This is a genomic window from Streptomyces sp. BF23-19, from assembly GCF_041106355.1.
In the GTDB taxonomy this organism is placed as follows: Bacteria; Actinomycetota; Actinomycetes; order Streptomycetales; family Streptomycetaceae; genus Streptomyces; species Streptomyces virginiae_A.
Window position 1 is genome coordinate 57,551 of record NZ_JBGBPT010000016.1, and the last position, 26,584, is coordinate 84,134.

Here is a 26,584-nt window from a genome sequence, read left to right on the forward strand (position 1 = left end):
CGCGTCAGGCTCGCGGGACCCCCATGACCTCCCGCGAGTGCAGGTTGGGCACCAGGCCGAGCCGCCACGCCTGCCAGCCCTCCGCCGGATCCACGCCCCGGCCCAGGATCACCCCGTACGTCTCCAGGCAGTCCTCCAGCCGGCCGTCCCGCGCCGGATGCGGCGCCTGCGCGAGGCGCCCCAGCTCCGCCCGCGCCTCCTCCGGCGCCGCCGGCACCGCGTACGGCAGCATCGTGCACCGCAGGAACCGCGCCCAGTCCTCCCCGCGCCGGTCCCCGTACGAGATGAACAGCCGCACCGCCTCCTCGCACAGCCCCAGCGCCTGCGACAGCCGGCCGTTGCCCGCGTCGATCACCGCCAGCTCCAGACACGTCCACGCCTCGCCGTGCGCCAGCCCGATCCGCCGGAAATCCGCCCGCGCGTCGACCAGCAGCTGACGGGCGAAGCCGGAGTTGCGCAGGTTCCCCGTCTGGGCCGCGCGCTGGTCCCGCGTCACCCGCCCCGAATGGTGGCGGGCGTACGCCAGCCCGTACACGTCCCGCATCCGCGAGAACATCGTCCGCGCCCGCTCCAGCTCCCGTACCGCCTCGTCGCGCTCGCCGCCCACCTCCAGCGCCTGCCCGAGGTAGTACTGCGTCCACGCCTCCCCGCGCGCGTCCTCCGCCTCCCGGTGCCGGGCCAACGCCTCCCGCAGCCCGTCCACCGCCGGCCCCGGATCCCCGTCCACCACCCGGGCCCGGCCCAGCTGCGTCAGCGCCCAGGCCTCACCGCGGTCGTCGCGGGTACGCCCGTACAGGTCCAGAGCCCGCCGCAGCTCCACCTCCGCCCGCTCCACGTCCCCGAACCGCAGGTGCACCTGCCCCAGCTGGAAATGCGCCCACGCCTCCCCGTGCACGCTCTCGCTCTCCCGGTGCAACGCCAGCGAGGTCTCCAGCAGCCGCGCCGCCTCCGCCAGCCGCGCCCGGTCCCGCTCCACCGCCGCCAGCGCGTGCAGCCCCCAGGCCCGGTCACCGGCCAGCTCCGGCGGCTCCTGCAGCTCCAGCGCCTCCCGGATCCGCACCGCCGCCTCCGGGAGATTGCCCTGGTGGTGCAAGGTGATCCCGAGCGAGATCAGGGCCATCGCCGCCGCGGCCTCCTGATCGGCCTCCATGTACTGGTCCACCACCGAGGCCAGCGTGGTGCGGGCCTTGTCCAGCTCGCCCAGCTGACGCGCGGCGATACCCGTACGCCACTGCACCGACCGCACCAGCCGTCCCTGCTGCCCCTTCAGCCCGTTCTGGCCCGCCGCGACCACCTGCGTCAGCTCATCGATCTCGCCCAGCCGGTACAGGTCCCCGCGCAACAGACAGAAATCGCACAGCGCGCCCAGCAGATCCAGCACCGCCTGCTGGTCCACGCCCTCCGAATGCCGCAGCGCCGCCGTGATGAAGCTCGACTCGTCGTCCAGCCAGCGCAGCGCCGCGTCCAGCGAGGCGAACCCGTGGACCCCGAACTGATTGGCCCGCGTCGACATCTTCCCGTCGACCATCCGGATCACCGCGTCCGCGAGCCCCGCGTAGGCGCGGATCAGTCGCTCGTGGGCCGCCGCGGCCTGCGCCCGGTCCTCGTCCGCCGCCGCCCGCGTCGCCGCGTACGAGCGCACCGCGTCGTGCATCCGGAACCGCTGGCCGCGCACCCGCTCGATCAGCCCGGCCTCCCACAGCTCCTCCAGCGTGCGCAGCGCCGCCGCCTCCGGTACGTCCGCCAGCGCGGCCGCCGCCGCACCACCCAGCGACGCCCGCCCGGCCAGCGGCAGCCGCCGCAGCAACCGCCGGGCGGGCTCGGCCAGCCGCGCGTCCGCCGCCCGCAGCGCCGCCTCCACCGGGTGCGCGGCCGTGCCGTCCGACAGGTCCCGGCCCTCGCGCGCCGGCGGAGCCAGCAGCCGCAGAGCGAGCGGGAGCCCGCCGCTCAGCTCCACCACCGCGGCCACGTCCTCCTCCGCCAGGTCCGCCGCACCCGCCGTGCCCCCCGCCCACGCCGTCCGGAGCAGTTCCGCCGCCTCCTCCCGCGCCAACCGCTCCACCGGCAGCTGGTACACCCACGCCGCCAGATCCGCGGGCAGCTCCAACGGCTCCCGCGCCGTCACCAGCACCAGGCTCTCGGAACGCTCCGGAACCAGCATCCGCACCTGCGCCGCGTCCACCGCGTCGTCCAGCAGCACCGTCACCGGCAGCCCCTGCAGATGTTGGTGGTACAACTCGCCCAGGCGCCGCACCTGCTGCTCCGCCGACGCGCCCTCACGGAACAACAACTGCTCGCGCGGGGCACCGAGCCGGTTCATCAGGTGCAGCAGCGCCTCCCGCGTGGCCAGCGGCGCCTCTCCGGACGCCTCCCCGGCCGAACCGCCCCGCAGGTCCACCACGCACGCACCCCGGAACTGGTCCCGCAGCGCGTGCGCCGCCCGCAGCGCCAGCGCCGTACGTCCCACCCCCGGCTCACCGTGCAGCACCACCACCACCGGCCGGGTCTCCGTACTGGCCCGCGCCGCCTGCACCCACTGCGCGATCCGGGTCAGCTCCGAGCGCCGCCCCGCGAACACCTCCGCCGGAGCCGGCAGCTGCCCGAAGGAATGCTCCAGCGCACTGCGCCGCCGCGCCTCCGCACTGCGATCCGTCCCCCGCAACCGCGGCGCGGGCCGCGCCGCCGCCGGCCGGGCCACGGGCCGGGCCGCCCGGGCCGCCGCGGCCACCGCGCGCTGCTGCTCCAGGAACGGCCGTATCCCGCGCACCTCCAGCGCCGACAGCCACTGCAGCCTCAACTGCTCTGGCCCGCCGGGCCGGCCCCGCTCCCCGGCCCGCCGGTTCGCGGCCGGCAGGTGCAGCGCCGTCACCTTCACCACCGTCGCCACCGCCCCGGAGATCCCCACCACGGCCCCCGCGGTCAGCGCCGTACCGGCCGCGACACCCAGCGACAGGTCCGCGCCCACGGCCGCGGCCGCCGCCACCGCCGTCACCAGCAACGCCGTGGAAGGGTTGCCCCGCCGGAAGGCCTCACCGAGCGACTGGTCCCCGGCCGCCGCCTCGTCCAGAGCCCGTACGTAGGCCTCGTACTCCGGCGCCGCACTCGCGGCGAGCGCGTCCAGGGCCTCCCGGCCCCGGGCCAGCAACGTCGCCCGGTCGATGCCCGCACCCGTTCCCCGTTGCGCCGCCTCGTCCACGGCCCGCTCCAACAGCCGCTCGGCCTCACCGCGATGGCTGTCCCGCATCGGCATCCCCCTCAGAGAGCTCCGGCAACGAGCCCCAAGTGTCCTGCGGGACTCCCCCGAGCGCGAGGGAATCTGAGCTAGTTCAGAGGGAAGTGCGCACTCTCTCCTACAGTCGGGTCGAATTCAGTCAACTGGCATATCCGGAGGGCAACATGACGCCACGTCGCTTACGCACCGCGCTGGTCTCGACCCTGTGCGCGACGGCCCTGCTGTCGGCCCTGCCCGGATGCGAACCCCCGCCGCCCGCACGGGGATTCGTGCCGCGCCACGAGAAACCGGACGAGGCCGACCGCGAGACCGCCGACCTGCTCGAAGGCCGCCAACTCGTCGAGCTCGTCACCGCCGACCTCAACGCCTACCTCGACGTCCCGCGCCGCATCGCGGTCGTCGCCCGCTCCTGCGGGGGCGAGGGCAGCGGCTACGATCCCGAGACCCGCCGGATCGAGCTCTGCTACGACGACCTGACGGAGGATCGGCAACGGTTCGAGGAAGCCGACCGCCACCCGGCCGACGGACCCCTCTCCGACATCGTCCGGGAGACCCTCCACCACGAGGCGGGCCACGCCCTCATCGACGCCCTCGACCTCCCCGTCCGCGACCAGGGCCGTGCCGAGGAGGACGCCGCCGACCGCTTCGCCCAGCTGATGCTCCTGCGCGCCCCGGAGGGCGACCACGCCCTGCTGACCGCCGCCCGCGCCTACGACCTCGCGGCTGCCGCCGACCCCACCCCGGACCCCGACGACGAACACGCCCCGGACCCGGCCCGCGCGGAATCCCACCGCTGCGCGGCCTACGGCGCGGCCCCCGCCCGCCACCCGGACCTCGCGACACCTGCCCGCGCGCACTGCGCCCGCACCTGGGCCGCCACCCGCGACACCTGGACCGCGGACCTGACCCCGCTCCTGCGGAAAGGGGCGACGGCCCGGTGACGAGGCGCACGCCGGACGGTGCGGCAGGACGGGCCCATGCCCAACCGCCCGTTCAGCCGTCGACGCTGCCCGGTGGCACGACCCACTCGGTGGGTTGGCCGGTGAGGGAGGCGATCATGTCGAAGTCGCCGTCGTAGTGGAGGACGGTCATCCGGTTCAGTTCCGCTGTGGCGGCGATGAGAAGGTCGGGGAGCGACAGTGCCCGGTGGAACCCCGCGTTGAGGGCGTGGCGCTGCACTTCCAGTGCGCGGGTGAAGGTGTCGTCGTCACCGGAAAGGTAGTCGAAGGCATGAAGCCAGGTGCTGATTCGCGTGGCCTCGGCGGTATCCCGGGCCGAGTGGACCATCTCGTACTCGGTGGGTTGGCAGACTGCAAGCAGATAGCGCTCGTGGAGAGGCTTCAATACCTCTCTCACGCCGGGCTTCGTCCAGCGTGCCAGAGCTGATTTGTCGATCAGGAAGCGCTCCTGCATCAGGCGGCCCGGCCGCCATCGCGCTTCAGGGTCCCGTCGGCGTTGCGAGGACCGGTGCTCTCGATGATCTCGCTGAAGTCGAAGTCGCCGGCGTCCATGGCGTCGAAACCCTCTTGCCTGAGGTGCCGTTTGACGGCGTCTTCCATGGCGAGCCGTACGGCCTGAGCTTTTGTCTTGGTGCCGAAGATGCGCATCGCCTCGGCGACCATGGCCTCGTCAAGGTCGATCACTGTCCTCGCCATGCCGGCCTCCTCGGATGATCAGATGCGTCAAACGATATCACCTTGCCCTTCATGGCGATATCGTTTGGCGTACGGTGCCCCACTTGGCGATCAGGCCGCCACTGCCCCGCGGACCGGGCCCGCACCCGCGACGCCTGGACCCGCGACCTGGCCGGCGTCCTTCGGCGCCGATCCGTTCCCGTGCGGCAGGATGGGCCCATGCCGAACCGCCTCGCGAACGAGACCTCTCCCTACCTCCTCCAGCACGCCGACAATCCCGTCGACTGGTGGCCGTGGTCGCCCGAGGCCTTCGCGGAGGCGCGTGAACGCGGGGTGCCCGTGCACCTCAGCGTCGGCTATTCGAGCTGCCACTGGTGTCACGTGCTCGCCGGCGAGAGCTTCGAGGACGAACTGACCGCCGCCTACATGAACGAACACTTCGTCAACATCAAGGTGGACCGCGAGGAACGCCCCGACGTCGACGCCGTCTACATGGAAGCCGTGCAGGCGGCCACCGGGCAGGGCGGGTGGCCCATGACCGTCTTCATGACCGCCGACGCCGAACCCTTCTACTTCGGGACCTACTTCCCGCCCGAGCCCCGGCAGGGCATGCCCTCCTTCATGCAGGTCCTCGAAGGGGTGCGGACCGCCTGGGTGGGGCGCCCCGAGGAGGTCGCCGAGGTCGCGCAGCGGATCGTACGGGACCTGGCCGGACGGGAGTTGGACTACGGGAAGGCCGGGACCCCCGGACCCGAGGAGCTCGCCGAGGCCTTGCTCGGGCTGACGCGGGAGTACGACGCCGTGCGCGGCGGATTCGGCGGGGCGCCGAAGTTCCCGCCGTCCATGGTGCTGGAGTTCCTGCTGCGCCACCACGCGCGCACCGGGTCCGAGGGCGCCCTCCAGATGGCCGCGGACACGTGCGAGGCGATGGCGCGTGGCGGGATCTACGACCAGCTCGGAGGCGGGTTCGCGCGGTACTCCGTGGACCGCGAGTGGGTGGTCCCGCACTTCGAGAAGATGCTCTACGACAACGCGCTGCTGTGCCGGGTCTACGCCCACCTGTGGCGCGCCACCGGATCCGATCTCGCGCGCCGGGTCGCGCTGGAGACCGCCGATTTCATGGTCCGGGAGCTGCGCACCGACCAGGGCGGGTTCGCCTCCGCGCTCGACGCCGACAGCGAGGATCCGCTGACCGGGGAGCACGTCGAGGGGGCCTACTACGCCTGGACGCCGGCCCAGCTGCGCGAGGTACTGGGGGAGGACGACGGGGATCTGGCCGCCGGGTACTTCGGGGTGACCGAGGAGGGGACCTTCGAGCACGGCGCGTCCGTACTGCAGCTGCCCCAGGACGGGCCCGCGGTGGAGGCGGGCCGGCTCGCCGGGATCAAGGAGCGGCTGCTGGCCGCGCGGGGGCGGCGACCCGCGCCCGGGCGGGACGACAAGATCGTCGCCGCGTGGAACGGGCTGGCGATCGCCGCGCTCGCCGAGTGCGGGGCGTACTTCGAGCGGCCCGACCTGGTGGAACGGGCGACCGAGGCGGCCGATCTGCTGGTGCGCGTGCACATGGACGGCCGGGCGCGGCTGTCGCGCACCAGCAAGGACGGCCAGGTCGGCACCAACGACGGGGTGTTGGAGGACTACGGCGACGTCGCGGAGGGCTTCCTCGCGCTGGCGTCCGTGACCGGCGAGGGGGTCTGGCTGGAGTTCGCCGGGTTCCTCGTCGACCTGGTCCTGGACCGGTTCACCGCCGAGGACGGGTCGCTGTACGACACGGCGCACGACGCCGAGAAGCTCATCCGCCGGCCGCAGGACCCGACGGACACGGCCGCCCCGTCGGGGTGGACGGCCGCCGCGGGCGCGCTGCTCTCGTACGCGGCGCACACCGGCTCGGAGGCGCACCGTACGGCGGCGGAGCGGGCGCTCGGGGTGGTGCACGCGCTCGGGCCGCGGGTGCCGCGCTACATCGGGCACGGGCTGTCGGTGGCCGAGGCGCTCCTCGACGGGCCGCGTGAGGTGGCGGTCGTGGGTCACCCGGAGGATCCGGCGCTGGCGCTGCTGCACCGGACCGCGTTGCTGGGGACGGCTCCCGGGGCGGTGGTGGCGGTCGGTCTTCCGCGTACGGCGGACGGCGCCGGCGGTGAGTTCCCCCTTCTTGCCGAGCGCACACTCGTCCACGACCTTCCTACGGCGTATGTGTGTCGACATTTCGTCTGCGCGCGGCCTACGACGGAACCGGTCGAACTGGCCGAGCAGTTGGGTGCGATTCGCCCCTGAAATGACCGGAGTACCGTCAATTCCGGTTGCGTGTGCATGAGTTGAGAAACGCGCTTTTTATCTGCGATGCAGCTGAGTGTCACGTTCACTGCCTAATCTCTTGGCTTCGGGAGTCACCGAGACGGCGCACCGGGGGGTGCGCGCAAGGGGGAAGCGGGGCCCGCCGTGAGCCCCCGGGGGGTTTGCTGATCGCCGCCGGGGGGCGGCGGGTCTGTGGGGGGCCTGTTGTACACATCTGTGTTCATCGCTGTCATTTCCCTGGCGCTCTTCTGGATGGCCGCATTCACGCTCTGGTGGCAGATGCACGCGTGGCGGACCCCCGAGGTGCTCGCCTCCACGCGTTTCGACCGCCCCGACGGGGAGGGCCGCCTCGCCTTCTCACTGCTGCTGCCCGCCCGCCACGAGCAGGCGGTCCTGGAGCACACCATCGACCGGCTGCTGGAGTCGAGCCACACCGACTACGAGATCATCGTGATCGTCGGACACGACGACCCCGAGACGGCCGCCGTCGCCGAACGGGCCGCCGCCCGCGCAGCGGCCCGCGTACGGGTCGTGGTCGACCACCACGAGACGAAGAACAAGCCGAAGGCCCTCAACACCGCCCTCCCGTCCTGCCGCGGTGACATCGTCGGAGTCTTCGACGCCGAGGACCAGGTCCACCCCGAGCTGCTCGCCCACGTCGACCACGCCTTCCGCTCCACCGGCGCCGACGTGGTCCAGGGCGGGGTCCAGCTCATCAACTTCCACTCCAGCTGGTACAGCCTGCGCAACTGCCTGGAGTACTTCTTCTGGTTCCGCTCCCGGCTGCACCTGCACGCCGAGAAGGGCTTCATCCCGCTCGGCGGCAACACCGTCTTCGTGCGCACCGAAGTGCTGCGCGAGGCCGGTGGCTGGGACCAGAACTGCCTCGCCGAGGACTGCGACCTCGGGGTGCGGCTGTCGTCGGTCGGCAAGAAGGTGGTCGTCGCCTACGACTCCGACATGGTCACCCGCGAGGAGACGCCCGGCTCGCTGGTGAGCCTGCTCAAGCAGCGCACCCGCTGGAACCAGGGGTTCCTTCAGGTGTACCGGAAGAAGGACTGGCAGCAGTTGCCCGGGCGCGGCCGGCGCTGGCTGGCCCGCTACACACTGATGACGCCCTTCATGCAGGCGGCGTCGGGAGTGATCATTCCGCTCAACTTCGCCGTCGCGGTCCTCCTCGACGTACCGGTCGGCATCGCGATCATCACCTTTCTCCCCATGATCACGGCGATGGTGACGTTCGTGTTCGAGATCGTCGGCCTGCACGACTTCGGCCGCCAGTACGGTCTGCGCGTCCGTTTCGTGCACTACGTCAAGCTCGTCGTCGGCGGCCCTTTCTACCAGGTGATGCTCGCGGGGGCCGCGATCCGTGCGGTCTGGCGCGAGCAGCGAGGCCGCAACGAGTGGGAGCTGACCAGCCACACCGGCGCCCACCTGACGGCGACCGCGACCGCCGCCGTGACCCCGACCGCGACCGCCGCCGTGACCCCGACCGCGACCGCCACCGAGCCCTCGCACGCGCCCGTCCCCGCCACCGCCGCACCCGGTGTCGTCTCCGCCTCCACCGCGACCCGAGAGGACAGCCGCCAGTGACCGCCACCCTGCCCACGGCCACTGATCCCCAACCCGAGACCCTCACCGTCCCGGCTCGGCGGACACCCGTCGGCGGCGGCCTCGGGGTGCGCCCGGCCGCGCCCGCCCGGCCGCTCGTGCGCTTCCGCTCCTCCCGCCCCGACCTGCTGCTGTGCGGCGCCCTGCTGCTGGTGATCGTGCTGGTCCAGGGCTGGAACATCACGAACTTCCCGACCCTGAGCGACGACGAGGGCACCTACCTCGCGCAGGCCTGGGCCGTCCAGCAGGGCGACGGCCTCGCCCACTACACGTACTGGTACGACCATCCGCCGCTCGGCTGGATCCAGGTCGCGGGCCTGACGTACCTGCCCTCGCTCCTCGTGCCCGACTGGATGACCGTCGCGCCGATGCGGTTCTCGATGCTCGCCGTCTCCGCCGCCTCCTCCGTTCTGCTGTACGTCCTGGCGCGCAGGCTGTGGCTGCCGCGCTGGGCGGCCGGGCTCGCGATGGCCCTCTTCGGGCTGTCGCCGCTCTCCGTGGTCCTCCAGCGGGAGATCTTCCTCGACAACCTCGCCGTGATGTGGATGCTGCTGGCCTTCTGCCTCGCCGCGTCCCCGAGCCGCCACCTGTGGCACCACTTCGGGTCCGGGCTGGCGGCGGCCACCGCCGTCCTGACCAAGGAGACGATGCTGGTGGTGCTCCCGGCGCTGCTGGTGACGATGTGGCGCCACACGCACCGCGACACCCGTAAGTTCGCGGTCACCGGAGCGATCACCGCCTGTGTGCTGATCGGGCTGTCGTACCCGCTGTACGCCCTGCTCAACGGCGAGCTGCTGCCCGGCTCCGGGCACGTCTCGCTCATCGACGGCATCACCTACCAGATGGGCCGCCCGGGTTCCGGCTTCATCCTCGACGCCGGGACCGGCTCGAACGGCGTGCTGCGGTCCTGGCTGTACTACGACACCGTCCTGCCGCTCGGCGGCCTGGCCGGCGCCGTGCTGCTGCCGGCCACCTACCGCTGGTCCGTCACCGCCCGGGCGCTGGCCGGCCCGGCGCTCGCCGCCGTGATCCTTGCCGTCGTCGCGATGCGGCCCTCCGGCTACCTCCCGGCGATGTACGTGATCCAGGCGCTGCCCTTCCTCGCGCTCGTCCTCGCCGGGGGCGCGGCGAGCGTCACGCACGCCGTGCTGCGCCGCCGCCGCGGTCCGGGTGAGCGCCGGTCGCGGGTGTGGGCGCGCCGGGCGGTGCTCGGCGTACTCGCCGTGTCCGCCGCCGTGTACGTGCTGCCGCGCTGGTACGACGGCAACCGCACGGCGCTCACCGTCGACGCGAACGCCCCGTACCGGCAGGCCGCGGCCTGGCTCGGCAGTGAGGTCGAAGATCCGGCGGGGACCCGGGTGCTGCTCGACGACGCGTTGTGGCTGGACGCCGTGCACCACGGCTTCGAGCCGGGCCCGGGTGCCATCTGGTTCTACAAGGCCGACCTCGACCCCGCCGTCACCAAGACCCTGCCGCGCGGCTGGCAGGACATCGACTACGTGGTCTCCTCGCCCACGGTGCGCCGCGACGCGGTGGACCTGCCCACGGTGAAGGCCGCGCTGGAGCATTCGAGCGTGGTGGCCGTCTTCGGGTCGGGCGAGGACCGCATCGAGATCCGCCGGACCGACCGCGCCGACCGTACGAGCGGGAGCTGAGCCACCATGAGCGAGGACCTGTGGCACCTCGATGCCCCGATCGACGCGGAGCTCACCGCTCCGCAGGCCCTGACCGGCAGCGTCACCCTCATCGTCCCCACCTTCAACGAGTCGGGGAACGTGGCCGAGTTGCTGCGCCGGCTCGGTGACGCGCTCCCCGACCACCTGCCCTGCGCCGTGCTGTTCGTGGACGACTCCACGGACAACACCCCCGCCGTCATCGAGAAGGCCGCCGCCGACCATCCCTTCCCGGTGTCCGTCCTGCACCGGGAGGTGGCCGAGGGCGGCCTCGGCGGCGCCGTCGTCGAGGGGGTGAAGCGGGCGGACACCGACTGGATCGTGGTCATGGACGCCGACCTCCAGCACCCGCCCCACCTGGTGCCCGAGCTCGTCGGCGAGGGCGAGCGCACCGGCGCGGACCTGGTCGTCGCCTCCCGTTACATCGCCGGCGGCAGCCGGGCCGGGCTCGCCGGGAGCTACCGGATCGCCGTCTCCCGCGGGGCTACCTGGCTGACCAAAGGGCTCTTCCCGCGGGCGCTGCGCGGGATCAGCGATCCGATGAGCGGCTTCTTCGCGATGCGCCGCTCGGCCGTCACCGCGGAAGCGCTGAAGCCGCTCGGCTACAAGATCCTGCTGGAGCTGGCGGTGCGCTGCCGTCCGCGCGAGGTCGCCGAGGTGCCGTTCGTCTTCCAGGACCGCTTCTCGGGGGAGTCCAAGTCCACCGCCCGCGAGGGCATGCGCTTCCTCGCCCACCTCGCCTCGCTGCGCTCCGCGACCCCGCCGGCCCGGATGATCGGTTTCGGGCTGATCGGGCTCTCCGGTTTCGTCCCGAACCTGGCCGCGCTGTGGCTGCTCACACACGCCGGGATGCACTACCTCCCCGCCGAGATCGTCGCCAACCAGGCGGGGGTGCTGTGGAACTTCGTCCTCATCGAGACCCTGCTCTTCCGTGACCGGCGCCGGCACCGCCACTGGGCGGACCGGGTGGGGCGGTTCGCCCTGCTGGCCAATGCCGATCTGCTGCTGCGCATCCCGTTGATCGCGGTGTTCGTCGCGCGGTTCGGGATGGAGATGCTGCCGGCCACCGCGCTCGCGCTGGTCACGACCTTCGTCCTGCGGTTCGCGGCCACCGAGGCCCTGGTCTATCTGCCGCGCCGCACCTCGGCCACCTCGGCCACCTCGGCCGCGCCGACCCACCCGGACGTCCCGTCGGAGGCGGGCCGTCACACCCGGAGTTGAGCCGCACAGAAAGGAACCTTTCCATGCGTCTGACGATCCGACGGAGGGCAGGGCGGCGGGCCGCCCTGCTCGCCGTCGGGGCGATGGCCGCGGGCCTGCTGCTCACCGCACCGCAGCAGGCCACGGCCGGTCCGCCCAATCTGCTCTCCAACCCCGGCTTCGAGACGGCCGGTCCGGCCGGCGCCGACATGCCGTCCTGCTGGTCCAAGTCCGGCTGGGGCGACAACGACTTCACCTTCGCCACCGTGGCCCAGGCGCACACCGGCACCAAGGCGATGAAGATCTCCCTCACGCGTCGCGTGGACGGCGACCGCAAGGCCCTGGTCACCGAGAACAGCACGTGCGCCCCGACCGTCGTGCCGGGGAGGCAGTACGACCTGTCCGCCTGGTACAAGTCGGACACCCCGGACGTGTCGGTGACGGTGTTCCGTCGCGACACGACGGCCGGCTGGCAGTACTGGACCGACTTGCAGAATCCGCCCGTCAGCGCCGGCTGGGCGCGTACGGAGGTCCGTACGCCGGCCGTACCGCCCAACACCGACAAGATCGCGTGGGGGCTGTCGGTCTACGGGGTGGGCACGCTCACCACCGACGACTACGCGCTGGAGGAGGTGGGCGCGGTGCCGCCGCAGCCGGTCTGCTCGGGTACGGCGGAGGAATGCGCCAAGGGCAAGTGGGAGGTGATCCCGGCCAAGAACCCGGTGCGTTCGATGCACGCCGTCGTGCTGAAGAACGGAAAGGTGCTGCTGATCGCCGGGTCGGGCAACGACATCGCCCAGTTCGACGCGGGCACCTTCACCTCGGCCGTCTACAACCCGGCGACCGGCACCTTCAAGACGATCCCGACGCCGGTGGACATGTTCTGCGCGGGCCACGTGCAGCTGGCGGACGGCCGGGTGCTGGTGATGAGCGGCAACAAGGGGTACCCGTCCGCCGACGGAAAGATCGGCTACCAGGGGCTGAAGGACAGCTACGTCTTCGATCCGGCGACCGAGGCCTACACGAGGACCAACGACATGAACGGCGGCCACTGGTACCCGTCGGCGACGATCCTCGGCAACGGTGACGTGATCTCCTTCGGCGGGCTGAAGGAGGACTCCACGGGCAATGTGACGGCGGAGAAGTTCTCGGCGGCGCAGAACAAGTGGCTGCCGATGAACGAGGTCAACCAGACCTGGTCCTACTGGGGCCTGTACCCCTCGATGATCCTCATGCAGGACGGGCGGCTCTTCTACTCGGGCAGCCACACCTTCGGCAACGGCACCCCGGGCACCGGGGCCTCGATCTACGACTACGACGCCAACACCATCACCGACGTGCCGGGCCTGCGGAACAAGGACGAGCGGGACGAGTCGGCGAGCGTGCTGCTGCCCCCGGCCCAGGACCAGCGGGTGCTGACCATCGGCGGCGGCAACAACGAGCGCAATCCGGCGGCCAACCGGCTCACCGACATCATCGACCTCAAGCAGCCCGGCCCCGCCTACACGGCCGGCCCGCCGATCCCGCAGGGCCTGGTCGACCAGGGCCAGGGCAAGCGGCCGCAGACCGGCGCCGAGGGCAAGATGTTCGTGTCGGCGGTGCTGCTTCCGGACGGCAAGGTGCTGGAGACCGGTGGCGGGCTGCACGACCGGGCCGACCCGGTCTTCGAGGCCTCCTTCTTCGACCCGACGACCAACACCTACCAGCCGGGTCTCGCCACCGACCCGATCCCGCGGACCTACCACTCGGCGTCGTTCCTGATGCCGGACGGCCGGGTCATGTCGGTCGGCGACAACCCGGGCAACGGGACGTACAACCACAACGTGTCGATCTACACCCCGCCCTATCTCTTCAAGGGTGCCCGCCCGCAGATCACCTCGGTGATCGACACGCAATGGGTGTACGGGGACACGCAGCGGATCACCGTCAACCGGCCGGTCGCCAAGGCGGAGCTGATCCGTCCGGCGGCGGTCACCCACTCCTCGGACCCGAACCAGCGGTTCGTGGACCTGCCCATGACCGTCGACGGGAACAACATCGACCTGAACGTCACCAGCAATCCCAACCTGGCGCCGCCCGGCTGGTACATGCTCTTCGCGGTCGACGCGAACGGCATCCCGTCGATCGCGACCTGGGTGCACCTCGGCGGCCCGTCCGCGCTTGCGGCCACCCAGGAGCAGCCCTCCGCGCACGAGCACACCTTCGCCGACAAGCTGGGGCCCGCCAAGGAGAACCCTGCCGAGCGGGACTCCGCCCCGGTCGGGCCGGGCGTGGCCGGCTGCGACCGGCACTACGGCACGGTCAACGTCTGCGTACCGACCCGTTTCCCGGCGGAGGTGCAGGCGACGACGAAGGCCCGCTGCGACTGGCTGGCCTCCCACGAGTACCCGAAGCGCCTCAAGGTCAACGGCAGCGATCCGCTGCGCCTGGACCCCGACCGTGACGGCTACGCCTGCTGAAGCCGGATCCGGCGACGGCGACGGCGACGGACCGGGACCCTGCCGCCCCCGGGGCGGCGGGGTCCTGGTTGCGGGCCCTCTTGATCCGCGCACACTGGGGAGGGATGTGGCTGCTGTCACCCGAGCAGGGAGGCCGAACCATGGCAAGTCCGATCAGCGCATCGCAGACCGCGCGCATCGTGCGGCTGGCGGCACGCGTCAGGCCCGAGATGGGGGACGCGATCAATCCGCACGGGCCGGTGTTCGCCGCAGGCGTGGCAGGGGTCCGTTCCCTCGACCGATCCTCCGAAGTCGCCCTCAACCCACAGCCGCTCCCGCCGCGCGAACAGCTGCGGATGGCCGTCCTGCAGACGGTGAAAGGGGTCGCCGAGACGGCGATCGGGGCGCACCAGGGGGGCCGCGACGCCCGGGAGATCCTGCAGGCGGTCGGTGACGACATGTGCCCCACGCCGCCGCATCCGAAGATCCCCTGGCCCAAGAACTGGCCGGGACCCTGGCCGCCCGGGGAGCCCTTCCCCATCGACCTCGTCGACCCGCAGTACGCGACGTCCGCCGTCCAGGCGGTGGCCGGGCTGGCGTTCCAGGGGTACGCCGACGGCATCGCCGACGAGAAGCTGAGCGCCGTCTTCGGCGAGCTGGCCGACCGGCTCTTCGGCGCGGCCCTGGCGACCTCCGACTGACTCAGTGCTGGTACGCGGCGAGCGAGATGCCGACGTAGTGGGCCACGAAGGCCGCGAGGGTCAGCGAGTGGAAGACCTCGTGGAAGCCGAAGAAGCGGGGGGAGGGGTTCGGGCGCTTCATGCCGTAGATGACCCCGCCCACGCTGTACAGGAGGCCGCCGACGATCACCAGGACCAGGACGGCGATCCCGCCGGTGCGCATGAAGTCGGGCAGGAAGAAGACCGCCGCCCAGCCCATGGCGATGTAGCAGGGGGTGTAGAGCCAGCGCGGGGCGCCGACCCAGAAGACCCGGAAGGCGATGCCGGCGGCCGCCGCGATCCACACCGCCCACAGCAGGGTCCGCCCGGTGGAGGGCGGCAGCAGCAGGACGGTCAGCGGGGTGTAGGTGCCCGCGATGATCAGGAAGATGTTGGCGTGGTCGAGCCGCCGCAGGATGGCCTCGCCGCGCGGTCCCCAGGTGCCGCGGTGGTAGACCGCGCTGACGCCGAAGAGCAGGCAGGCCGTGAGGATGTAGACGCCGCAGGCGACCCGCGCCCGGGTGGAGTCGGTGAAGGCCATCAGCACCAGGCCCGCGATGACCACGGCGGGGAACATCCCGGTGTGCAGCCAGCCGCGCATGAGCGGCTTTTCCTCCAGGGCGGTCTCGACCGCCTCGAGGGCCTCGACGACCGGTGTGGCCTCGGCGGCCGGGACGGCGGCGGCATCAGAAGTCATGCGCGCCATGCTACCTACGGGTCCGTAGGTTTCCGTCAGTGGTCTTTACGGAAGATTGACGGACGTGGCAATGCTCACGTGAGAGGCCCTCTGGACATATGCGCACATCCACCGGATGATCAGATGAGTGCGGTCGACACCGGATGAGCGGAGCGCGAAGCGTCCGGGTCGCAGCCCCCACGGGGCCTACACCAAACAAACCCCTCAACAAGGAGCAATCGTGGCGCGCGACAACGCGGCTCCCACCATCCCGACGACTCACCAGGAGCTCATCTCCTGGGTGGACGAGATCGCAGCCCTCACCCAGCCGGACCGCGTCGTCTGGTGCGACGGCTCCGAGGCCGAGTACGAGCGCCTGTGCGAGGAGCTCGTAGCCAAGGGAACGTTCAAGAAGCTCGACGAGACGAAGCGCCCGAACTCCTACTACGCCGCCTCCGACCCCTCCGACGTCGCGCGCGTCGAGGACCGGACCTTCATCTGCTCCGAGAAGGAGGAGGACGCGGGCCCGACCAACCACTGGAAGGCCCCTTCCGAGATGAAGGAGATCTTCGCGGGGCAGGAAGGTATCTTCCGCGGTTCCATGAAGGGCCGGACGATGTACGTCGTCCCGTTCTGCATGGGCCCCCTCGGCTCCGAGCTCTCCGCCATCGGCGTCGAGATCACCGACTCCGCCTACGTCGCCGTCGCCATGCGCACCATGACCCGCATGGGCAAGGCCGTGCTCGACGAGCTCGGCACCGACGGGTTCTTCGTCAAGGCCGTCCACACCCTCGGCGCTCCGCTCGCCGAGGGCGAGGCCGACGTGCCGTGGCCCTGCAACACCACCAAGTACATCTCGCACTTCCCGGAGACCCGCGAGATCTGGTCCTACGGATCCGGCTACGGCGGCAACGCCCTCCTCGGCAAGAAGTGCTACGCCCTGCGCATCGCGTCCGTCATGGCCCGCGACGAGGGCTGGCTCGCCGAGCACATGCTCATCCTCAAGCTCACCCCGCCGGCCGGCGAGGGCGAGGCGAAGTACATCGCCGCCGCCTTCCCCTCCGCCTGCGGCAAGACGAACCTCGCCATGCTGGAGCCCACGATCCCCGGCTGGACCGTCGAGACCGTCGGTGACGACATCGCCTGGATGCGCTTCGGCGAGGACGGCCGCCTCTACGCGATCAACCCCGAGGCCGGCTTCTTCGGCGTCGCCCCCGGCACCGGCGCGCACACCAACGCCAACGCCATGAAGACCATGTACGCCAACACCGTCTTCACCAACGTCGCACTCACCCCGGACGGCTCCGACGTGTGGTGGGAGGGCATGACCGAAGAGGCGCCCGCCCAGCTCATCGACTGGAAGGGCAACGCCTGGACCCCGGAGTCCGGGACCCCGGCCGCCCACCCCAACGCCCGCTTCGCCGTCCCCGCCGCCCAGTGCCCGACGATCGCCCCCGAGTGGGAGGACCCCAAGGGCGTCCCGATCTCCGCGATCCTCTTCGGCGGCCGCCGCGCCTCCGCCGTCCCGCTGGTCACCGAGTCCTTCGACTGGAACCACGGCGTCTTCATCGGCTCGAACATCGCCTCCGAGAAGACCGCCGCCGCCGAGGGCAAGGTCGGCGAACTGCGCCGCGACCCCTTCGCCATGCTGCCGTTCTGCGGCTACAACATGGGCGACTACATGGGCCACTGGGTCGACGTCGCCAAGGACAAGGACCAGTCCAAGCTCCCGAAGATCTACTACGTGAACTGGTTCCGCAAGAACGACGCGGGCAAGTTCGTGTGGCCCGGCTTCGGCGAGAACAGCCGCGTCCTCAAGTGGATCGTCGGCCGCCTCGACGGCACCGCCGCGGGCGTCGACACCCCCATCGGCATCCTGCCGACCAAGGAGTCCCTCGACCTCGACGGCCTGGACCTCCCGGCCGAGGACCTCGACTTCCTCCTCACCGTCGACAAGGAGGTCTGGCGCGACGAGGCCTCCCTGGTCCCCGAGCACCTCAACACCTACGGCGACCACACTCCCAAGGAGCTGTGGGACCAGTACCACGCACTCGTGGAGCGCCTGGGCTGAGCCAGGACGCGCCCTGAAGAAGGGCCGATGAACGTGGGAGCCCCCGACCAAGCGGCGCCCACCGCTGTGGGAGCCCCCGACCAAGCGGCGCCCACCGCAGCACATGACCGACCTCAGGAGCGTCCGCGCTCCTCCAGGTAGGCCGTGTGCGTCTGCTGACGGCGGACCTCTGCTTCGCGGAGGTCCGCCGTCACTCTTTCCGCCTCCGCGTACAGCAGGTCCAGCTGACGCTCCAGATGGAGCTCCGGGGACTCCCCGCCCGGAGTCAGCCGACTCCACCAACGCGTCCGCCGGTACGTGTCCACGCACTCCGGCACGTCCCGCCGGATCGCCCGGGACAACGCGTGCACCGCCTCCGGCTCGGTGGCCAGGACCTCCGCCACCCAACCCGACTCCAGCAATGCCCCGTACAGCTCCGACAGCCCGGCCCACCGGCCCTCCGCCGTCGCCGGCAGCTCCACCTCGCCCAGGTACTCACCGAGCCGCGTGAAGTCCGCGCGCAGTGCGCCCACCTCCTCGCTCGGGTCGAAGGGCGGCGGCGCCACCCGCTCCGGCGGGGCGATCAGCGCGCCCGCCCCGTACAGCCCGGCGACCACCAACGGCCAGTACGCGCCCGCCACCCCGGCGAGGGCCAGGCCCACCCCGACCAGGCCGCAGGCGGAGCCCGCCAGGTTCTTGCGCGACTCGAGGTACCCGAGCATCCGGCGCACCCTATTGGTAGCCACGGATCTCCTCGAAGGCTCCGGCCAGCGAACTGTTCCCACCGGTGGCGTCGAAGAGCCGCCCGCCGGTCAGCTCGGTGATGTGGGTGAGCTCCTTGCGGTCCGAGTCCCCGAACAGCACCGCGAAGACCGGCGTCCGCCGCTGCGCCGGTGGCAGGGCCGCGTAGAAGGAGTCGAAGTGCCCGGCCCCGACCCCCTCGGTGTTCTCGCCGTCCGTCATCAGCACGATCGAGGTGAAGGCGTCCGCGCCGCCCTGGCCCAGGTGCTGGTACGCCGCCTCCAGACTGCCGTAGACCGCCGTACCCCCATCCGGCTCCAGCGACTTCACGTCCCCCCGGATCGCATCCAGGGCCGGCCCCGGATTGCCGGGCTCCACGACGTGCGTCCGCACCTTCTTCACCTTGGACCCGAAGGGCAGCAACGTCACCTCCTCACGGTCGCGGAACCGCTGCCCGGTGCCCGAACTCCCCGAACCCGTCAGATCGGTGAGCGCCGACTTCAGCCGCCCGATCCGGTCCTCCTCGCTCATCGAACCCGATGTGTCCAGCACGTACACCGTCCGCGAGGGCCGGCGCAGCTCGTTCTCGTACGAGGCCAGCAGCCCGTCCGCCACCGAACGCGAGCCCGGGAAGGGCAGCTCGCGCCGCTTCTCCGCGTCCAGCCCGGCGGCCGGCGCCACCCCGGCCGCCACCGGGCGGCGCAACGTCCGCTCGGTGATCGCCTTCTGCGCCTCCGGGCCCCGCAGGTACTCCGTCAGCGCCCGCCCCGCATCACGGGCCCCGGCCGGGGCCGAGGTCAGCAGCGTCAGCGGATAGTGGGCGGTGACCACGCCGTCGCGCGGCCGGATCACCGTCAGCGGAGCCCCGGCCCCCTTCGCGTCCCGGTTCATGGACAGCAGCACCGACTCGTAGTTCACCAGCGCGTCCACGTCCCCGCGCTTGGCGTAGGCGGTCACCAGCCAGCCCGAGGAGCCCGAGGTCAGCTTCTGCCCGGCGAAGAACTCCTTCAGCCGGGGCGTCGCCGCCTTCACGTCCGCGTCGCTCAGCGCCGCCTGCGCGCCCGACAGCCCCGAGGCCACCGACACCAGCGCCGAGAAACCGGAGTTGGAGCGCACCGGATCCGTCATCCCGTACGTCAGCTTCCCGGCGGCCACGGCCTCGTGCACCGCCGGCCAGGTGACCTCCCCGGGCTGCCAGCCGAGCCGGGCCAGTGCCTCCGGTCGCACCCCGAGCGCGACCGGCGAGGACATCACCGGGGTCTCGCTGGAGAGCTTCCCGGCCGCCTCCGGCCGCAGCCGCAGGTAGTCGTTGGAGGAGAGCCAGACCGCGTCGTACTTTCCGTCCGCCGCCCCCGAGGCGACCTGCTCGGCGGCGTCCAACGTCCCGGACCAGGTCAGCTCGACACCGACGCCGGTGGCGGCCTTCGCGGCCTTCAGGATCGGTTCCATGTCGCTGAGCTCGCTGGAGGCCAGCACCCGCAGCTGGCCCTCCTGATACTTCGACCCGGCGGGCTCGGTGGGCCCGCCGGCGGTGCAGCCCGTCGCGGCCATCAGCCCGGCGAGGGCGAAGCCGATCCAGCCCCGCCGGCGTGTGCCCCGCCCGCGCGCGGCGCTCACAGCGCACCGCCTTCCAGGGCGCCGGCACCGCGCGTCCGCGCGAGGTGCGCCGAGGCGCTCTGCAGCTCTCCGGCCAACGACTCCACCGTCGCCGCCATGTTCTGCGTCGCCTGCACCTTGAACGTGTCGATCGCGTCCAGCGTCTTGTAGATCTGCGCGAACGCCGTCCGCAGCGTCTCGACGCCCACCGCCGGATCGGCCGCGATCCGCTGGATCTCGCCGCTCTGCGTGGACAGCATCTCCGCGTTGCCCCGGATCAGCTCCTCGGTGGTCCCCCTCAGGGCGCCGACCTGCTCGATCACCAAGCGCTGGTGGTCGAGGGCCGAGGCCAGCATCACGGCGATCCGCAGCGCGGACACGGTGGTGGTGGCGGCCCGGTCGACGCCCTTGATCAGCTCGTCGTTGTTGCGCCGGACCACGTCCATCGCCAGGTAACCCTGCGCGCACACGGCCAGCTGCGTCAGCAGGTCCTGGTGCTTCTGCCGGACCGGGAAGAGCAGGTCCGCGCGCAGCGCGTCGGCCGCACCGGGGTCGGTGTGCTCCGCCTCGGCGATCCGCTGCTCGACGGCGCCGTCCAGGGCCTCGGTCAGGACCGCGTACTCCTGGAGCTTGCCCATGGTCTCCCACAGGCGCGAACGCTCGGTGTGCAGCGCCGCGTTGTCGCGGCGCAATTCGTCCTGGCCGCTGCGCAGCGAGCCCACGATCTTGTTGAGGGTGACCTGCGAGGAGGCGTACTTCGCCACGTGATCGCGGAACCTGTTGCCGCCCGGCAGCTTCGCGAGCAGCTTGCGGGCTCCCTTGGCGGGCGCGTCCCGCGGGTCGAGGTCCTCGACGGTGCGCCGCAGCTCCACGAGGGAGCCGGCGACCCGGGCCTGGGCGTCGCCGCCGCCGTCGGAGCCCAGCGAACGTACGGCCCGCTCCAGCATCCGGTTGGACTGCTGGGCGGCGCTGCGGATGTCGCCGGAGCCGAGGCCGGCGATCTCGTCGATGCGCCGCGCGAACTCGGGGGAGCGGGCGTCGATCCCGGCGAGCGAGCCGACGTACTCCCCGGCCCGGCGGGCCATCTCCTCGCGGACGCCGTCCCGCAGCGGGACCAGCCCGGCGGCCTGCTCCTTGCGTACGGGGGCGACGGGCTCCGGCGGGCTCAGGCGGAAGGACGTGTCCTCGGGCGGTGTCGGTGTCATGGCGTGTCCCCCTGGCCCTTGGCGCGCTGGGCCAGCGCCATCAGGATCTTGACGGTGGGTGTGCCGACCTGGCGGATGCCGGTCAGCCCCGTGTTGAGGTAGGCGGTGTGCGGCGCCGTGGCGGCGGTGAACTCGGCCACGCCCTCCTGCGGGCGGAACCCGCGGAGCACGGCCAGTTCGCGCAGCTTCGGATCGGTGGCGAGGAGGGTGCCCAGCTCCTTCGCCTGCTCGGTGAGCGGCACGAAGGTGTGCGCCGAGTTGACGGTGGTGTCCGGGTAGAGCACGACCATGTCGCCCGGATCCTGCTTCTGCAGCAGCAACGAGGCCACCTGGGACTCGTACACCAGGATCAGCGGCTCGCCGCTGCCGCTGATGAACGCCCGGAAGGGGTCGTCGGTGCTGGGTTCCAGCGCGCCCTGGACGGAGATCAGCTTGCGCATCAGGGGCGCGGTGCGGGCGATGCCGGCGTCGTCGGCGACCACGGTGTTGCCGTTCGCCACGTTGGAGGTGGCGGCGAGGAAGAGGGCGCCGGAGTTGGAGGAGGACGGGTCGGTGGTCTTGATGAACACCGTGCCGGTCAGTTCGGCGTGGGCCGCGGAGCCGGGCAGTTGTTGCCAGGTGCGGTCCTCGCCGGAGGCCTTGAGGAAGGGACCCATGAGCAGGGTCCCGGAGTTCTTGCCGGTCATCCGGGCGAGGCCGTTGTCGGCCAGCACCTTGGCGGCGCCCTGGCGGGCGATGACGACGAGAGGGGAGAAGAACGGCTTGGTCTCCTGGACTCCCTTGAGCCCGGCGGCGGCCGCGACCTCCTTGGCGGGTTCACTGCTGCTGGGGAAGGCGAAGTCGAATTCCTTGAGGGCGAGTTGGTTCATCGCCCAGGAGCCCGAGGTCTCCGTCCTCACGGTGTAGCCCTTGGCGGCAAGGGCCTTGACGACATCGGGGTCGCGGAAGAATTCGGACTTCTCCGAGCCGATGACGCCACGCACGGTCTTCGTTGCCGTGGTTTCTGGGTGATCCTGCCCCTGGAACGCGACGACGTAGAGCACGCCGCCGATCAGGAGGAGGCCCAGGACGATTCCTAGGATGCGTCTCACGGGTGCAGCGTGCTCGCGGAAACCCACATTCCGCGCCAAGTCGAATGAACGTCAGGTGTCCAGGCGGTCCCACTTCGAAATGCTGTGTGAGCCCTCGGGTGCTGGTGGGCGGGGCGGCGGCCCGGGAGGATCAGGACATGGCTGTGAGCACGTTGAAATGGCAGGGCTGGCTGGTCGGCCTGGTGACGGTGGCCGGGCTGCTGGTGTTCGCCCCGCTGGGTCTGTACGTGTGGGCGAGCGGCGGCGATCCGCCGCAGGCGCCACCGCGGGCGGCGGTGGAGGACGTACGGGTCACCGGGTGCCGCATCGATCCGGCCAGCCGCCGGGTGGTGGCCGCGGTGGAGGCGACGGGGCGGGCCGAGGGCCCCGGCGCGTACGTCGTCACGGTGGAGTTCCGCGACCGTGCCGAACCGGACCCGCAGGGGCGGGCCGCGCAGGCGCTGGTGAAGATCCCGGGCGTGGCCCCGGGCGCGACCGAGTACGGGGAGGCGGTCGGCCCGGTGTGGCCGGTGGCGACGGTGCCCTGGTGCGGGGTCGCCGGCGCGGAGTTCGCGCGGACGACCTAGCGGACGACCCATGAGGGACCGCGCAGGGAGTCGCCACCGGTCCTCACCGTGCGGCGATCAGCCGTTCTTGTTCACCTTGATGACGACGGTGCTGCACACCTTGTCGGCGAAGGTCTGCTTCTTCTCGTCCCACAGCGGCCAGAGGTAGCCGATGTAGCAGGCGGCGCCGTCGAGGAAGTGCGCCAGCCTGCGGACGAACGCCATGCCGAAGCCGAGCGTGGCCCCGTCGTGCTCGCGGTGCACGCTGGTGCCGACGATCTTCTTGCCGATCGTCTGGCCGGTGGTGCCTTCCTTGTAGAGCTGGAAGATGCCCATGCCGAGGGCGTACAGCATGCCGATCAGGCTGAGGATGCCGGCGAGCGCCTCACCCGTCTCGTCGGTTGCGACGGCCGCCCCGACACCGATGAGCGCGTACATCGGGCCCGCGATGATCAGTGCGTCGAGCAGGGTCGCGCCCACGCGCAGACCCCAGTGGGCCAGCGGCGGCATCCCCGAGCCCGGCATGCCCGGCGCGGGCATCCCCGGCGGCGGGTACGCGCCGTACGGCGGGGCCTGCTGCGGGTAGCCGTACTGCGGGGCACCGCCCTGCGGAGGCTGCTGCGGGTAGCCGTACTGCGGGGGCACGCCCTGCGGGGCCTGCTGCGGGTAGCCGGGCCGGCCCTGCGGAGGCTGCTGGCCGTAGGGGTTGTTCGGGTCGCCGAAGCTCATGGGCGAGTCTCTCCAGAATGCTCGAACGAGGACGTAGCGGAGTGGAGGAGAGCGACCCTGCGGAGCGGCCTCCCCCGTGCTGCCGCGATCTTTCAGCCATCATCGTGTTCGGAGCATCGGCTTCTGTCCAATTTCCGCCCCTGCCGCGGATCCTCGCGCAAGGAACATGGCACCCGGTCCGGAGCCTCCGCGGCCCCGGACCGGGGCCGTCTAGAGGGCGCCGGCCAGGTCCGAGGACTTCAGGGCGGCGGCGTGCGCGTCCATGCGCTCGGCGGCGAGGATCGCGACGGTGGTGTCGGCGCGGGACGCGGCGACGAGGAGCGCGCGGGCGGCGAGGTCGTGCGCGCGCTGGTGCAGCACGGCGGTGTCCTCGGGGGAGTGGCGCGGCGCACGGGCGGGCTGGTCCCCGCGCAGTCGTGCGACCTGGGCGGCGATCTCGGCGGCGCCTTCGTCGAGCCCGAGCTCGTCGGTGACGGCGAGCAGGGCCGCAAGGTGCCCGGCGAGCTGGATGTCCAGTGCTTCGCCGCGGCTGCTGTGCGGGTAGTCGGCCGGAGTGGCGCCCATGCGGTGGACGACCGGCTTCGTGCGGATCGGCTCGTACATGAGGTGGCCTCCTGCGTGGTCAGGAGACCATCCTACATTGGATTGGTTCTAAAGTTGAGCTGAATCCTGTTGTTGCGGGGTGCGTCTCGCCGGCTGGACTCCGGCGAGTCGCACCGCTCGTGGCTACAGCTGGCTGTAACCGTCGAGGAAGTTCCCGATCCGGGTCACCGCGTCGGCCAGATCCTTGGCGTTCGGCAGGGTCACGATCCGGAAGTGGTCGGGCTCGGGCCAGTTGAAGCCCGTACCGTGCACCACCATGATCTTCTCGGCCCGCAGCAGGTCCAGGACCATCTGCCGGTCGTCCTTGATCTTGTAGACGGACGGGTCCAGCCGCGGGAAGGCGTACAGCGCGCCCTTCGGCTTGACGCACGTGACGCCCGGGATCTGGGTGAGCAGGTCGTGCGCGACGTTGCGCTGCTCCAGGATCCGCCCGCCGGGCAGGACCAGGTCCTCGATCGACTGCCGACCGCCGAGCGCGGTGGCCACGGCGTACTGCGAGGGCATGTTCGCGCACAGGCGCATGTTCGCCAGGACCGTGAGGCCCTCGATGTAGCAGGAGGCGTGCTTCTTGGGGCCGCAGACCGCCATCCAGCCGGCCCGGTAGCCGGCGACGCGATAGTTCTTCGAGAGCCCGTTGAAGGTCAGCGTCAGCAGGTCGGGGGCGATCGCGGCGGTGTTGTGGTGCACGGCGCCGTCGTAGAGGATCCGGTCGTAGATCTCGTCCGAGCAGACGACCAGGTTGTGGCGGCGCGCGATGTCCGTGAGCCCGCGCAGCATCTCTTCGTCGTAGACGGCGCCGGTCGGGTTGTTCGGGTTGATGATGACGATCGCCTTGGTGCGATCGGTGACCTTGCGCTCGATGTCGGCGAGGTCGGGCATCCAGTCGGACTGCTCGTCGCAGCGGTAGTGCACGGCCGTACCGCCGGCGAGGGACACGGAGGCGGTCCACAGCGGGTAGTCCGGTGCGGGGACCAGGACCTCGTCGCCGTCGTCGAGCAGCGCCTGCATCGACATCTGGATCAGCTCGGACACGCCGTTGCCGAGGTAGATGTCCTCGACGTCCAGGTCGATGCCCTTGGTCTGGTAGTGCTGCATGACCGCCCGGCGCGCGGAGAGCAGCCCCTTCGCGTCGCCGTAACCGTGGGCGGTGCCCAGGTTGCGGAGCATGTCCTCAAGGATCTCCGGAGGGCACTCGAAGCCGAAGGCCGCGGGGTTGCCCGTGTTGAGCTTGAGGATGCGATGACCTGCTGCTTCGAGCCGCATCGCCTCTTCGAGCACGGGGCCGCGGATCTCGTAACAGACATTGGCGAGTTTGGTTGACTGGATCACCTGCATGACGGGAGCTTACGGGCCCGGGTGCGAGCTTGACGTGTGTTTTCGAAGAGAGGCCCGAGGGGTGGTTTGTCCCACTTCGGGCAATGCGTGGGTGGGGGAGTGGTCCCCCCTTGGAATCCGGGGCGGCGCCGCGTTCCGACCTGCGGAATGAGTGGGGCGCGGGCCTGCGGGAGCGCATGGTGTTGCGCTCGTCACCCCAGGTGGCCGGGTGGATCGGGGACGGCCGGGTAGGCCGCATGAGTACCCCGGATGAGTACGCGCACTCATGTGGCCCCCGGTGCCTCGATGGAGGCTGGACGCATGAACCAGGGCGAGTGGAAGCCGGCGGACCACCGACGGCGCATCGAACGGGTCGGCACGGTCGTCGTCGCCGTGGCGGGCGCCCTCATGGCGGCAGGAGCGGTCTTCATCGCGTTCGTCCTGCTGGTGTACGTGTACAGCGGCAACTGAGGAGCGCGAGACAGTGGTTTTCGTAGTGGGTGACATGGAGATCGCCACGGTCGGCACGGATGGCGACGACCGGGCGATCGAATTCCTGGTCAGGCCGGAAGGAGTCCTGGAGGAGGCCCGCTTCGCGATCTTCCGCGAACACGACCAGGACTGGGAATCGGCCCGCCTCGCCATCGACCCCCACGCGGGCAGCGTCCCCTTGGCGGCGGTGGAATGGGCGGTGGAATTCGCCCGCGAGTATCTGTGAGGGGTGGGGGCGGGAGCGGGGGCGGGTGCGTGCTCAGCGACCGGCGGCCGGTGCGTGGCGGACCGGCCATGCCGGCTTCGGGAGCCTGGGCGCGCGGCGCCTGTGGGCTTCGAAGGCGAGCCAGGCGGCTCCTGAGGCGACCGTCGTGAGGAACGGCAGCGCCCAAGCGGCCAGCTGCCAGACGGCCGCGACGTCCAGGGTGCTCACCAGCGCCGCCGCCGGAGCGGCGGCAAGGGTCAGCAGCAGCGTGATCCTGGCCCGGAGCGGCAGCCTGCGGCTCGCCGCGGCGGTCGCGAGGCCCAGGCCCGCGCTCGCCGTGAGGATCACGGCGAGGGCCACGAGGGCGACGGCGAGGGCGACGATCAGGGCGAGGAGTAGCAGGATCAGGCCCATCTCGTGCCCACCTCCGGTCTCGGGGCGACCCGTCGCGAGGTCGGGCGGATCCGCAACTCCGCTGCTCCGGCAGGTTCACCGGAAGCCATACTGTCAGAGGTATTGAACGTGTTCAACGCCG

The 26,584-nt window shown here is 71.4% G+C and carries 23 protein-coding genes; 11 read left to right on the forward strand and 12 right to left on the reverse strand.

Annotation, left to right across the window (positions count from 1 at the left end; genetic code table 11):
- Positions 1 to 4: 4 nt before the first annotated feature.
- Positions 5 to 3,244 carry a tetratricopeptide repeat protein gene (locus AB8A24_RS12110; RefSeq protein WP_369475504.1) on the reverse strand — a complete coding sequence of 1,080 codons (3,240 nt, stop codon included), beginning with the start codon at positions 3,242 to 3,244 and terminating at the stop codon, positions 5 to 7.
- A 152-nt stretch (positions 3,245 to 3,396) separates the two neighbouring features.
- On the opposite strand from AB8A24_RS12110, the gene AB8A24_RS12115 reads away from it, so the two are divergent.
- Entirely contained in the window at positions 3,397 to 4,173 is a 777-nt protein-coding gene (locus tag AB8A24_RS12115) for a DUF4344 domain-containing metallopeptidase (RefSeq protein ID WP_369475505.1), read from the forward strand.
- Between the two features lie 52 nt (positions 4,174 to 4,225).
- Here AB8A24_RS12115 and AB8A24_RS12120 read toward each other — a convergent pair whose 3' ends face one another.
- The gene (locus AB8A24_RS12120; protein WP_328961921.1) at positions 4,226 to 4,645 is read right to left on the reverse strand and encodes a PIN domain nuclease; all 420 of its coding nucleotides are present in this window, start codon (positions 4,643 to 4,645) and stop codon (positions 4,226 to 4,228) included.
- Complete coding sequence (locus AB8A24_RS12125) at positions 4,645 to 4,887, reverse strand: type II toxin-antitoxin system VapB family antitoxin (RefSeq protein WP_266353134.1); 243 nt, start codon at positions 4,885 to 4,887, stop codon at positions 4,645 to 4,647. Before AB8A24_RS12125 ends, AB8A24_RS12120 begins: the two co-directional genes overlap by 1 nt.
- Before the next feature lie 198 nt (positions 4,888 to 5,085).
- On the opposite strand from AB8A24_RS12125, the gene AB8A24_RS12130 reads away from it, so the two are divergent.
- The 6 genes from AB8A24_RS12130 to AB8A24_RS12155 all read left to right on the forward strand — a co-directional run bounded on the left by AB8A24_RS12130 (position 5,086) and on the right by AB8A24_RS12155 (position 14,784).
- Positions 5,086 to 7,140 (forward strand): thioredoxin domain-containing protein, encoded by a 2,055-nt coding sequence (locus AB8A24_RS12130; RefSeq protein WP_369475506.1) that lies wholly within the window; start codon positions 5,086 to 5,088, stop codon positions 7,138 to 7,140.
- 225 nt (positions 7,141 to 7,365) lie between these two features.
- Positions 7,366 to 8,754, forward strand: a complete 1,389-nt coding sequence (locus tag AB8A24_RS12135; protein WP_369475507.1) for a glycosyltransferase — start codon at positions 7,366 to 7,368, stop codon at positions 8,752 to 8,754.
- The gene (locus AB8A24_RS12140; protein WP_369475508.1) at positions 8,751 to 10,427 is read left to right on the forward strand and encodes an ArnT family glycosyltransferase; all 1,677 of its coding nucleotides are present in this window, start codon (positions 8,751 to 8,753) and stop codon (positions 10,425 to 10,427) included. The genes AB8A24_RS12135 and AB8A24_RS12140 overlap by 4 nt, the downstream gene beginning before the upstream one ends.
- Positions 10,428 to 10,433: 6 nt before the next feature.
- Positions 10,434 to 11,666 (forward strand): glycosyltransferase, encoded by a 1,233-nt coding sequence (locus AB8A24_RS12145; protein WP_369475509.1) that lies wholly within the window; start codon positions 10,434 to 10,436, stop codon positions 11,664 to 11,666.
- Between the two features lie 23 nt (positions 11,667 to 11,689).
- Positions 11,690 to 14,104: a galactose oxidase-like domain-containing protein gene (locus AB8A24_RS12150; RefSeq protein WP_369475510.1), complete on the forward strand. Its 2,415-nt coding sequence runs from the start codon at positions 11,690 to 11,692 to the stop codon at positions 14,102 to 14,104.
- A gap of 140 nt (positions 14,105 to 14,244) precedes the next feature.
- Entirely contained in the window at positions 14,245 to 14,784 is a 540-nt protein-coding gene (locus AB8A24_RS12155; RefSeq protein WP_369475511.1) for a hypothetical protein, read from the forward strand.
- A gap of 1 nt (position 14,785) precedes the next feature.
- Here AB8A24_RS12155 and AB8A24_RS12160 read toward each other — a convergent pair whose 3' ends face one another.
- Entirely contained in the window at positions 14,786 to 15,403 is a 618-nt protein-coding gene (locus AB8A24_RS12160; RefSeq protein ID WP_266384822.1) for a hemolysin III family protein, read from the reverse strand.
- 316 nt (positions 15,404 to 15,719) lie between these two features.
- On the opposite strand from AB8A24_RS12160, the gene AB8A24_RS12165 reads away from it, so the two are divergent.
- Positions 15,720 to 17,549 (forward strand): phosphoenolpyruvate carboxykinase (GTP), encoded by a 1,830-nt coding sequence (locus AB8A24_RS12165; protein WP_328961914.1) that lies wholly within the window; start codon positions 15,720 to 15,722, stop codon positions 17,547 to 17,549.
- Between the two features lie 113 nt (positions 17,550 to 17,662).
- Here the strand turns inward: AB8A24_RS12165 and AB8A24_RS12170 are convergent, their stop codons facing one another.
- The 4 genes from AB8A24_RS12170 to AB8A24_RS12185 form a co-directional block, all read right to left on the reverse strand.
- Positions 17,663 to 18,274, reverse strand: coding sequence for a hypothetical protein (locus tag AB8A24_RS12170; protein ID WP_369475512.1), 612 nt, complete (start codon positions 18,272 to 18,274; stop codon positions 17,663 to 17,665).
- Positions 18,261 to 19,820, reverse strand: a complete 1,560-nt coding sequence (locus AB8A24_RS12175) for a substrate-binding domain-containing protein (protein ID WP_369475547.1) — start codon at positions 19,818 to 19,820, stop codon at positions 18,261 to 18,263. Before AB8A24_RS12175 ends, AB8A24_RS12170 begins: the two co-directional genes overlap by 14 nt.
- A 62-nt stretch (positions 19,821 to 19,882) precedes the next feature.
- Positions 19,883 to 21,070: a toxic anion resistance protein gene (locus AB8A24_RS12180; RefSeq protein ID WP_369475513.1), complete on the reverse strand. Its 1,188-nt coding sequence runs from the start codon at positions 21,068 to 21,070 to the stop codon at positions 19,883 to 19,885.
- Positions 21,067 to 22,161 carry a hypothetical protein gene (locus AB8A24_RS12185; RefSeq protein ID WP_328961911.1) on the reverse strand — a complete coding sequence of 365 codons (1,095 nt, stop codon included), beginning with the start codon at positions 22,159 to 22,161 and terminating at the stop codon, positions 21,067 to 21,069. Before AB8A24_RS12185 ends, AB8A24_RS12180 begins: the two co-directional genes overlap by 4 nt.
- A gap of 137 nt (positions 22,162 to 22,298) precedes the next feature.
- Here AB8A24_RS12185 and AB8A24_RS12190 point away from each other — a divergent pair, with 137 nt between their 5' ends.
- Positions 22,299 to 22,727 carry a hypothetical protein gene (locus tag AB8A24_RS12190; RefSeq protein WP_266380747.1) on the forward strand — a complete coding sequence of 143 codons (429 nt, stop codon included), beginning with the start codon at positions 22,299 to 22,301 and terminating at the stop codon, positions 22,725 to 22,727.
- Positions 22,728 to 22,784: 57 nt separating this feature from the next.
- Here AB8A24_RS12190 and AB8A24_RS12195 read toward each other — a convergent pair whose 3' ends face one another.
- The 3 genes from AB8A24_RS12195 to AB8A24_RS12205 form a co-directional block, all read right to left on the reverse strand.
- A complete protein-coding gene (locus AB8A24_RS12195; RefSeq protein ID WP_328961910.1) occupies positions 22,785 to 23,435 on the reverse strand; it encodes an RDD family protein in 651 nt (216 codons plus the stop codon).
- A 210-nt stretch (positions 23,436 to 23,645) separates the two neighbouring features.
- The gene (locus tag AB8A24_RS12200) at positions 23,646 to 24,038 is read right to left on the reverse strand and encodes a hypothetical protein (protein WP_328961909.1); all 393 of its coding nucleotides are present in this window, start codon (positions 24,036 to 24,038) and stop codon (positions 23,646 to 23,648) included.
- Positions 24,039 to 24,161: 123 nt separating this feature from the next.
- Positions 24,162 to 25,373 carry a pyridoxal phosphate-dependent aminotransferase gene (locus tag AB8A24_RS12205; protein WP_328961908.1) on the reverse strand — a complete coding sequence of 404 codons (1,212 nt, stop codon included), beginning with the start codon at positions 25,371 to 25,373 and terminating at the stop codon, positions 24,162 to 24,164.
- Between the two features lie 300 nt (positions 25,374 to 25,673).
- Here AB8A24_RS12205 and AB8A24_RS12210 point away from each other — a divergent pair, with 300 nt between their 5' ends.
- Both AB8A24_RS12210 and AB8A24_RS12215 read left to right on the forward strand, forming a co-directional pair.
- Positions 25,674 to 25,823, forward strand: coding sequence for a hypothetical protein (locus tag AB8A24_RS12210; protein WP_328961907.1), 150 nt, complete (start codon positions 25,674 to 25,676; stop codon positions 25,821 to 25,823).
- 13 nt (positions 25,824 to 25,836) lie between these two features.
- Positions 25,837 to 26,070 carry a hypothetical protein gene (locus AB8A24_RS12215; protein ID WP_158711812.1) on the forward strand — a complete coding sequence of 78 codons (234 nt, stop codon included), beginning with the start codon at positions 25,837 to 25,839 and terminating at the stop codon, positions 26,068 to 26,070.
- Between the two features lie 33 nt (positions 26,071 to 26,103).
- On the opposite strand, the gene AB8A24_RS12220 is transcribed toward AB8A24_RS12215, so the two are convergent.
- Entirely contained in the window at positions 26,104 to 26,463 is a 360-nt protein-coding gene (locus AB8A24_RS12220) for a hypothetical protein (RefSeq protein ID WP_369475514.1), read from the reverse strand.
- Positions 26,464 to 26,584 lie beyond the last annotated feature (121 nt).

Excerpts from the sequence above, each read along its gene's own strand:
- AB8A24_RS12160 (WP_266384822.1), bottom strand. The coding sequence starts at position 15,403 with ATGCGCGGCTGGCTGCACACCGGGATGTTCCCCGCCGTGGTCATCGCG.
- AB8A24_RS12115 (WP_369475505.1), top strand. The coding sequence starts at position 3,397 with ATGACGCCACGTCGCTTACGCACCGCGCTGGTCTCGACCCTGTGCGCG.
- AB8A24_RS12195 (WP_328961910.1), bottom strand. The coding sequence starts at position 23,435 with ATGAGCTTCGGCGACCCGAACAACCCCTACGGCCAGCAGCCTCCGCAG.
- AB8A24_RS12130 (WP_369475506.1), top strand. The coding sequence starts at position 5,086 with ATGCCGAACCGCCTCGCGAACGAGACCTCTCCCTACCTCCTCCAGCAC.
- AB8A24_RS12205 (WP_328961908.1), bottom strand. The coding sequence starts at position 25,373 with ATGCAGGTGATCCAGTCAACCAAACTCGCCAATGTCTGTTACGAGATC.
- AB8A24_RS12210 (WP_328961907.1), top strand. The coding sequence starts at position 25,674 with ATGAACCAGGGCGAGTGGAAGCCGGCGGACCACCGACGGCGCATCGAA.
- AB8A24_RS12110 (WP_369475504.1), bottom strand. The coding sequence starts at position 3,244 with ATGCGGGACAGCCATCGCGGTGAGGCCGAGCGGCTGTTGGAGCGGGCC.
- AB8A24_RS12155 (WP_369475511.1), top strand. The coding sequence starts at position 14,245 with ATGGCAAGTCCGATCAGCGCATCGCAGACCGCGCGCATCGTGCGGCTG.
- AB8A24_RS12120 (WP_328961921.1), bottom strand. The coding sequence starts at position 4,645 with ATGCAGGAGCGCTTCCTGATCGACAAATCAGCTCTGGCACGCTGGACG.
- AB8A24_RS12175 (WP_369475547.1), bottom strand. The coding sequence starts at position 19,820 with ATGGCCGCGACGGGCTGCACCGCCGGCGGGCCCACCGAGCCCGCCGGG.
- AB8A24_RS12150 (WP_369475510.1), top strand. The coding sequence starts at position 11,690 with ATGCGTCTGACGATCCGACGGAGGGCAGGGCGGCGGGCCGCCCTGCTC.
- AB8A24_RS12180 (WP_369475513.1), bottom strand. The coding sequence starts at position 21,070 with ATGACACCGACACCGCCCGAGGACACGTCCTTCCGCCTGAGCCCGCCG.
- AB8A24_RS12200 (WP_328961909.1), bottom strand. The coding sequence starts at position 24,038 with ATGTACGAGCCGATCCGCACGAAGCCGGTCGTCCACCGCATGGGCGCC.
- AB8A24_RS12190 (WP_266380747.1), top strand. The coding sequence starts at position 22,299 with ATGGCTGTGAGCACGTTGAAATGGCAGGGCTGGCTGGTCGGCCTGGTG.
- AB8A24_RS12125 (WP_266353134.1), bottom strand. The coding sequence starts at position 4,887 with ATGGCGAGGACAGTGATCGACCTTGACGAGGCCATGGTCGCCGAGGCG.
- AB8A24_RS12220 (WP_369475514.1), bottom strand. The coding sequence starts at position 26,463 with ATGGGCCTGATCCTGCTACTCCTCGCCCTGATCGTCGCCCTCGCCGTC.
- AB8A24_RS12145 (WP_369475509.1), top strand. The coding sequence starts at position 10,434 with ATGAGCGAGGACCTGTGGCACCTCGATGCCCCGATCGACGCGGAGCTC.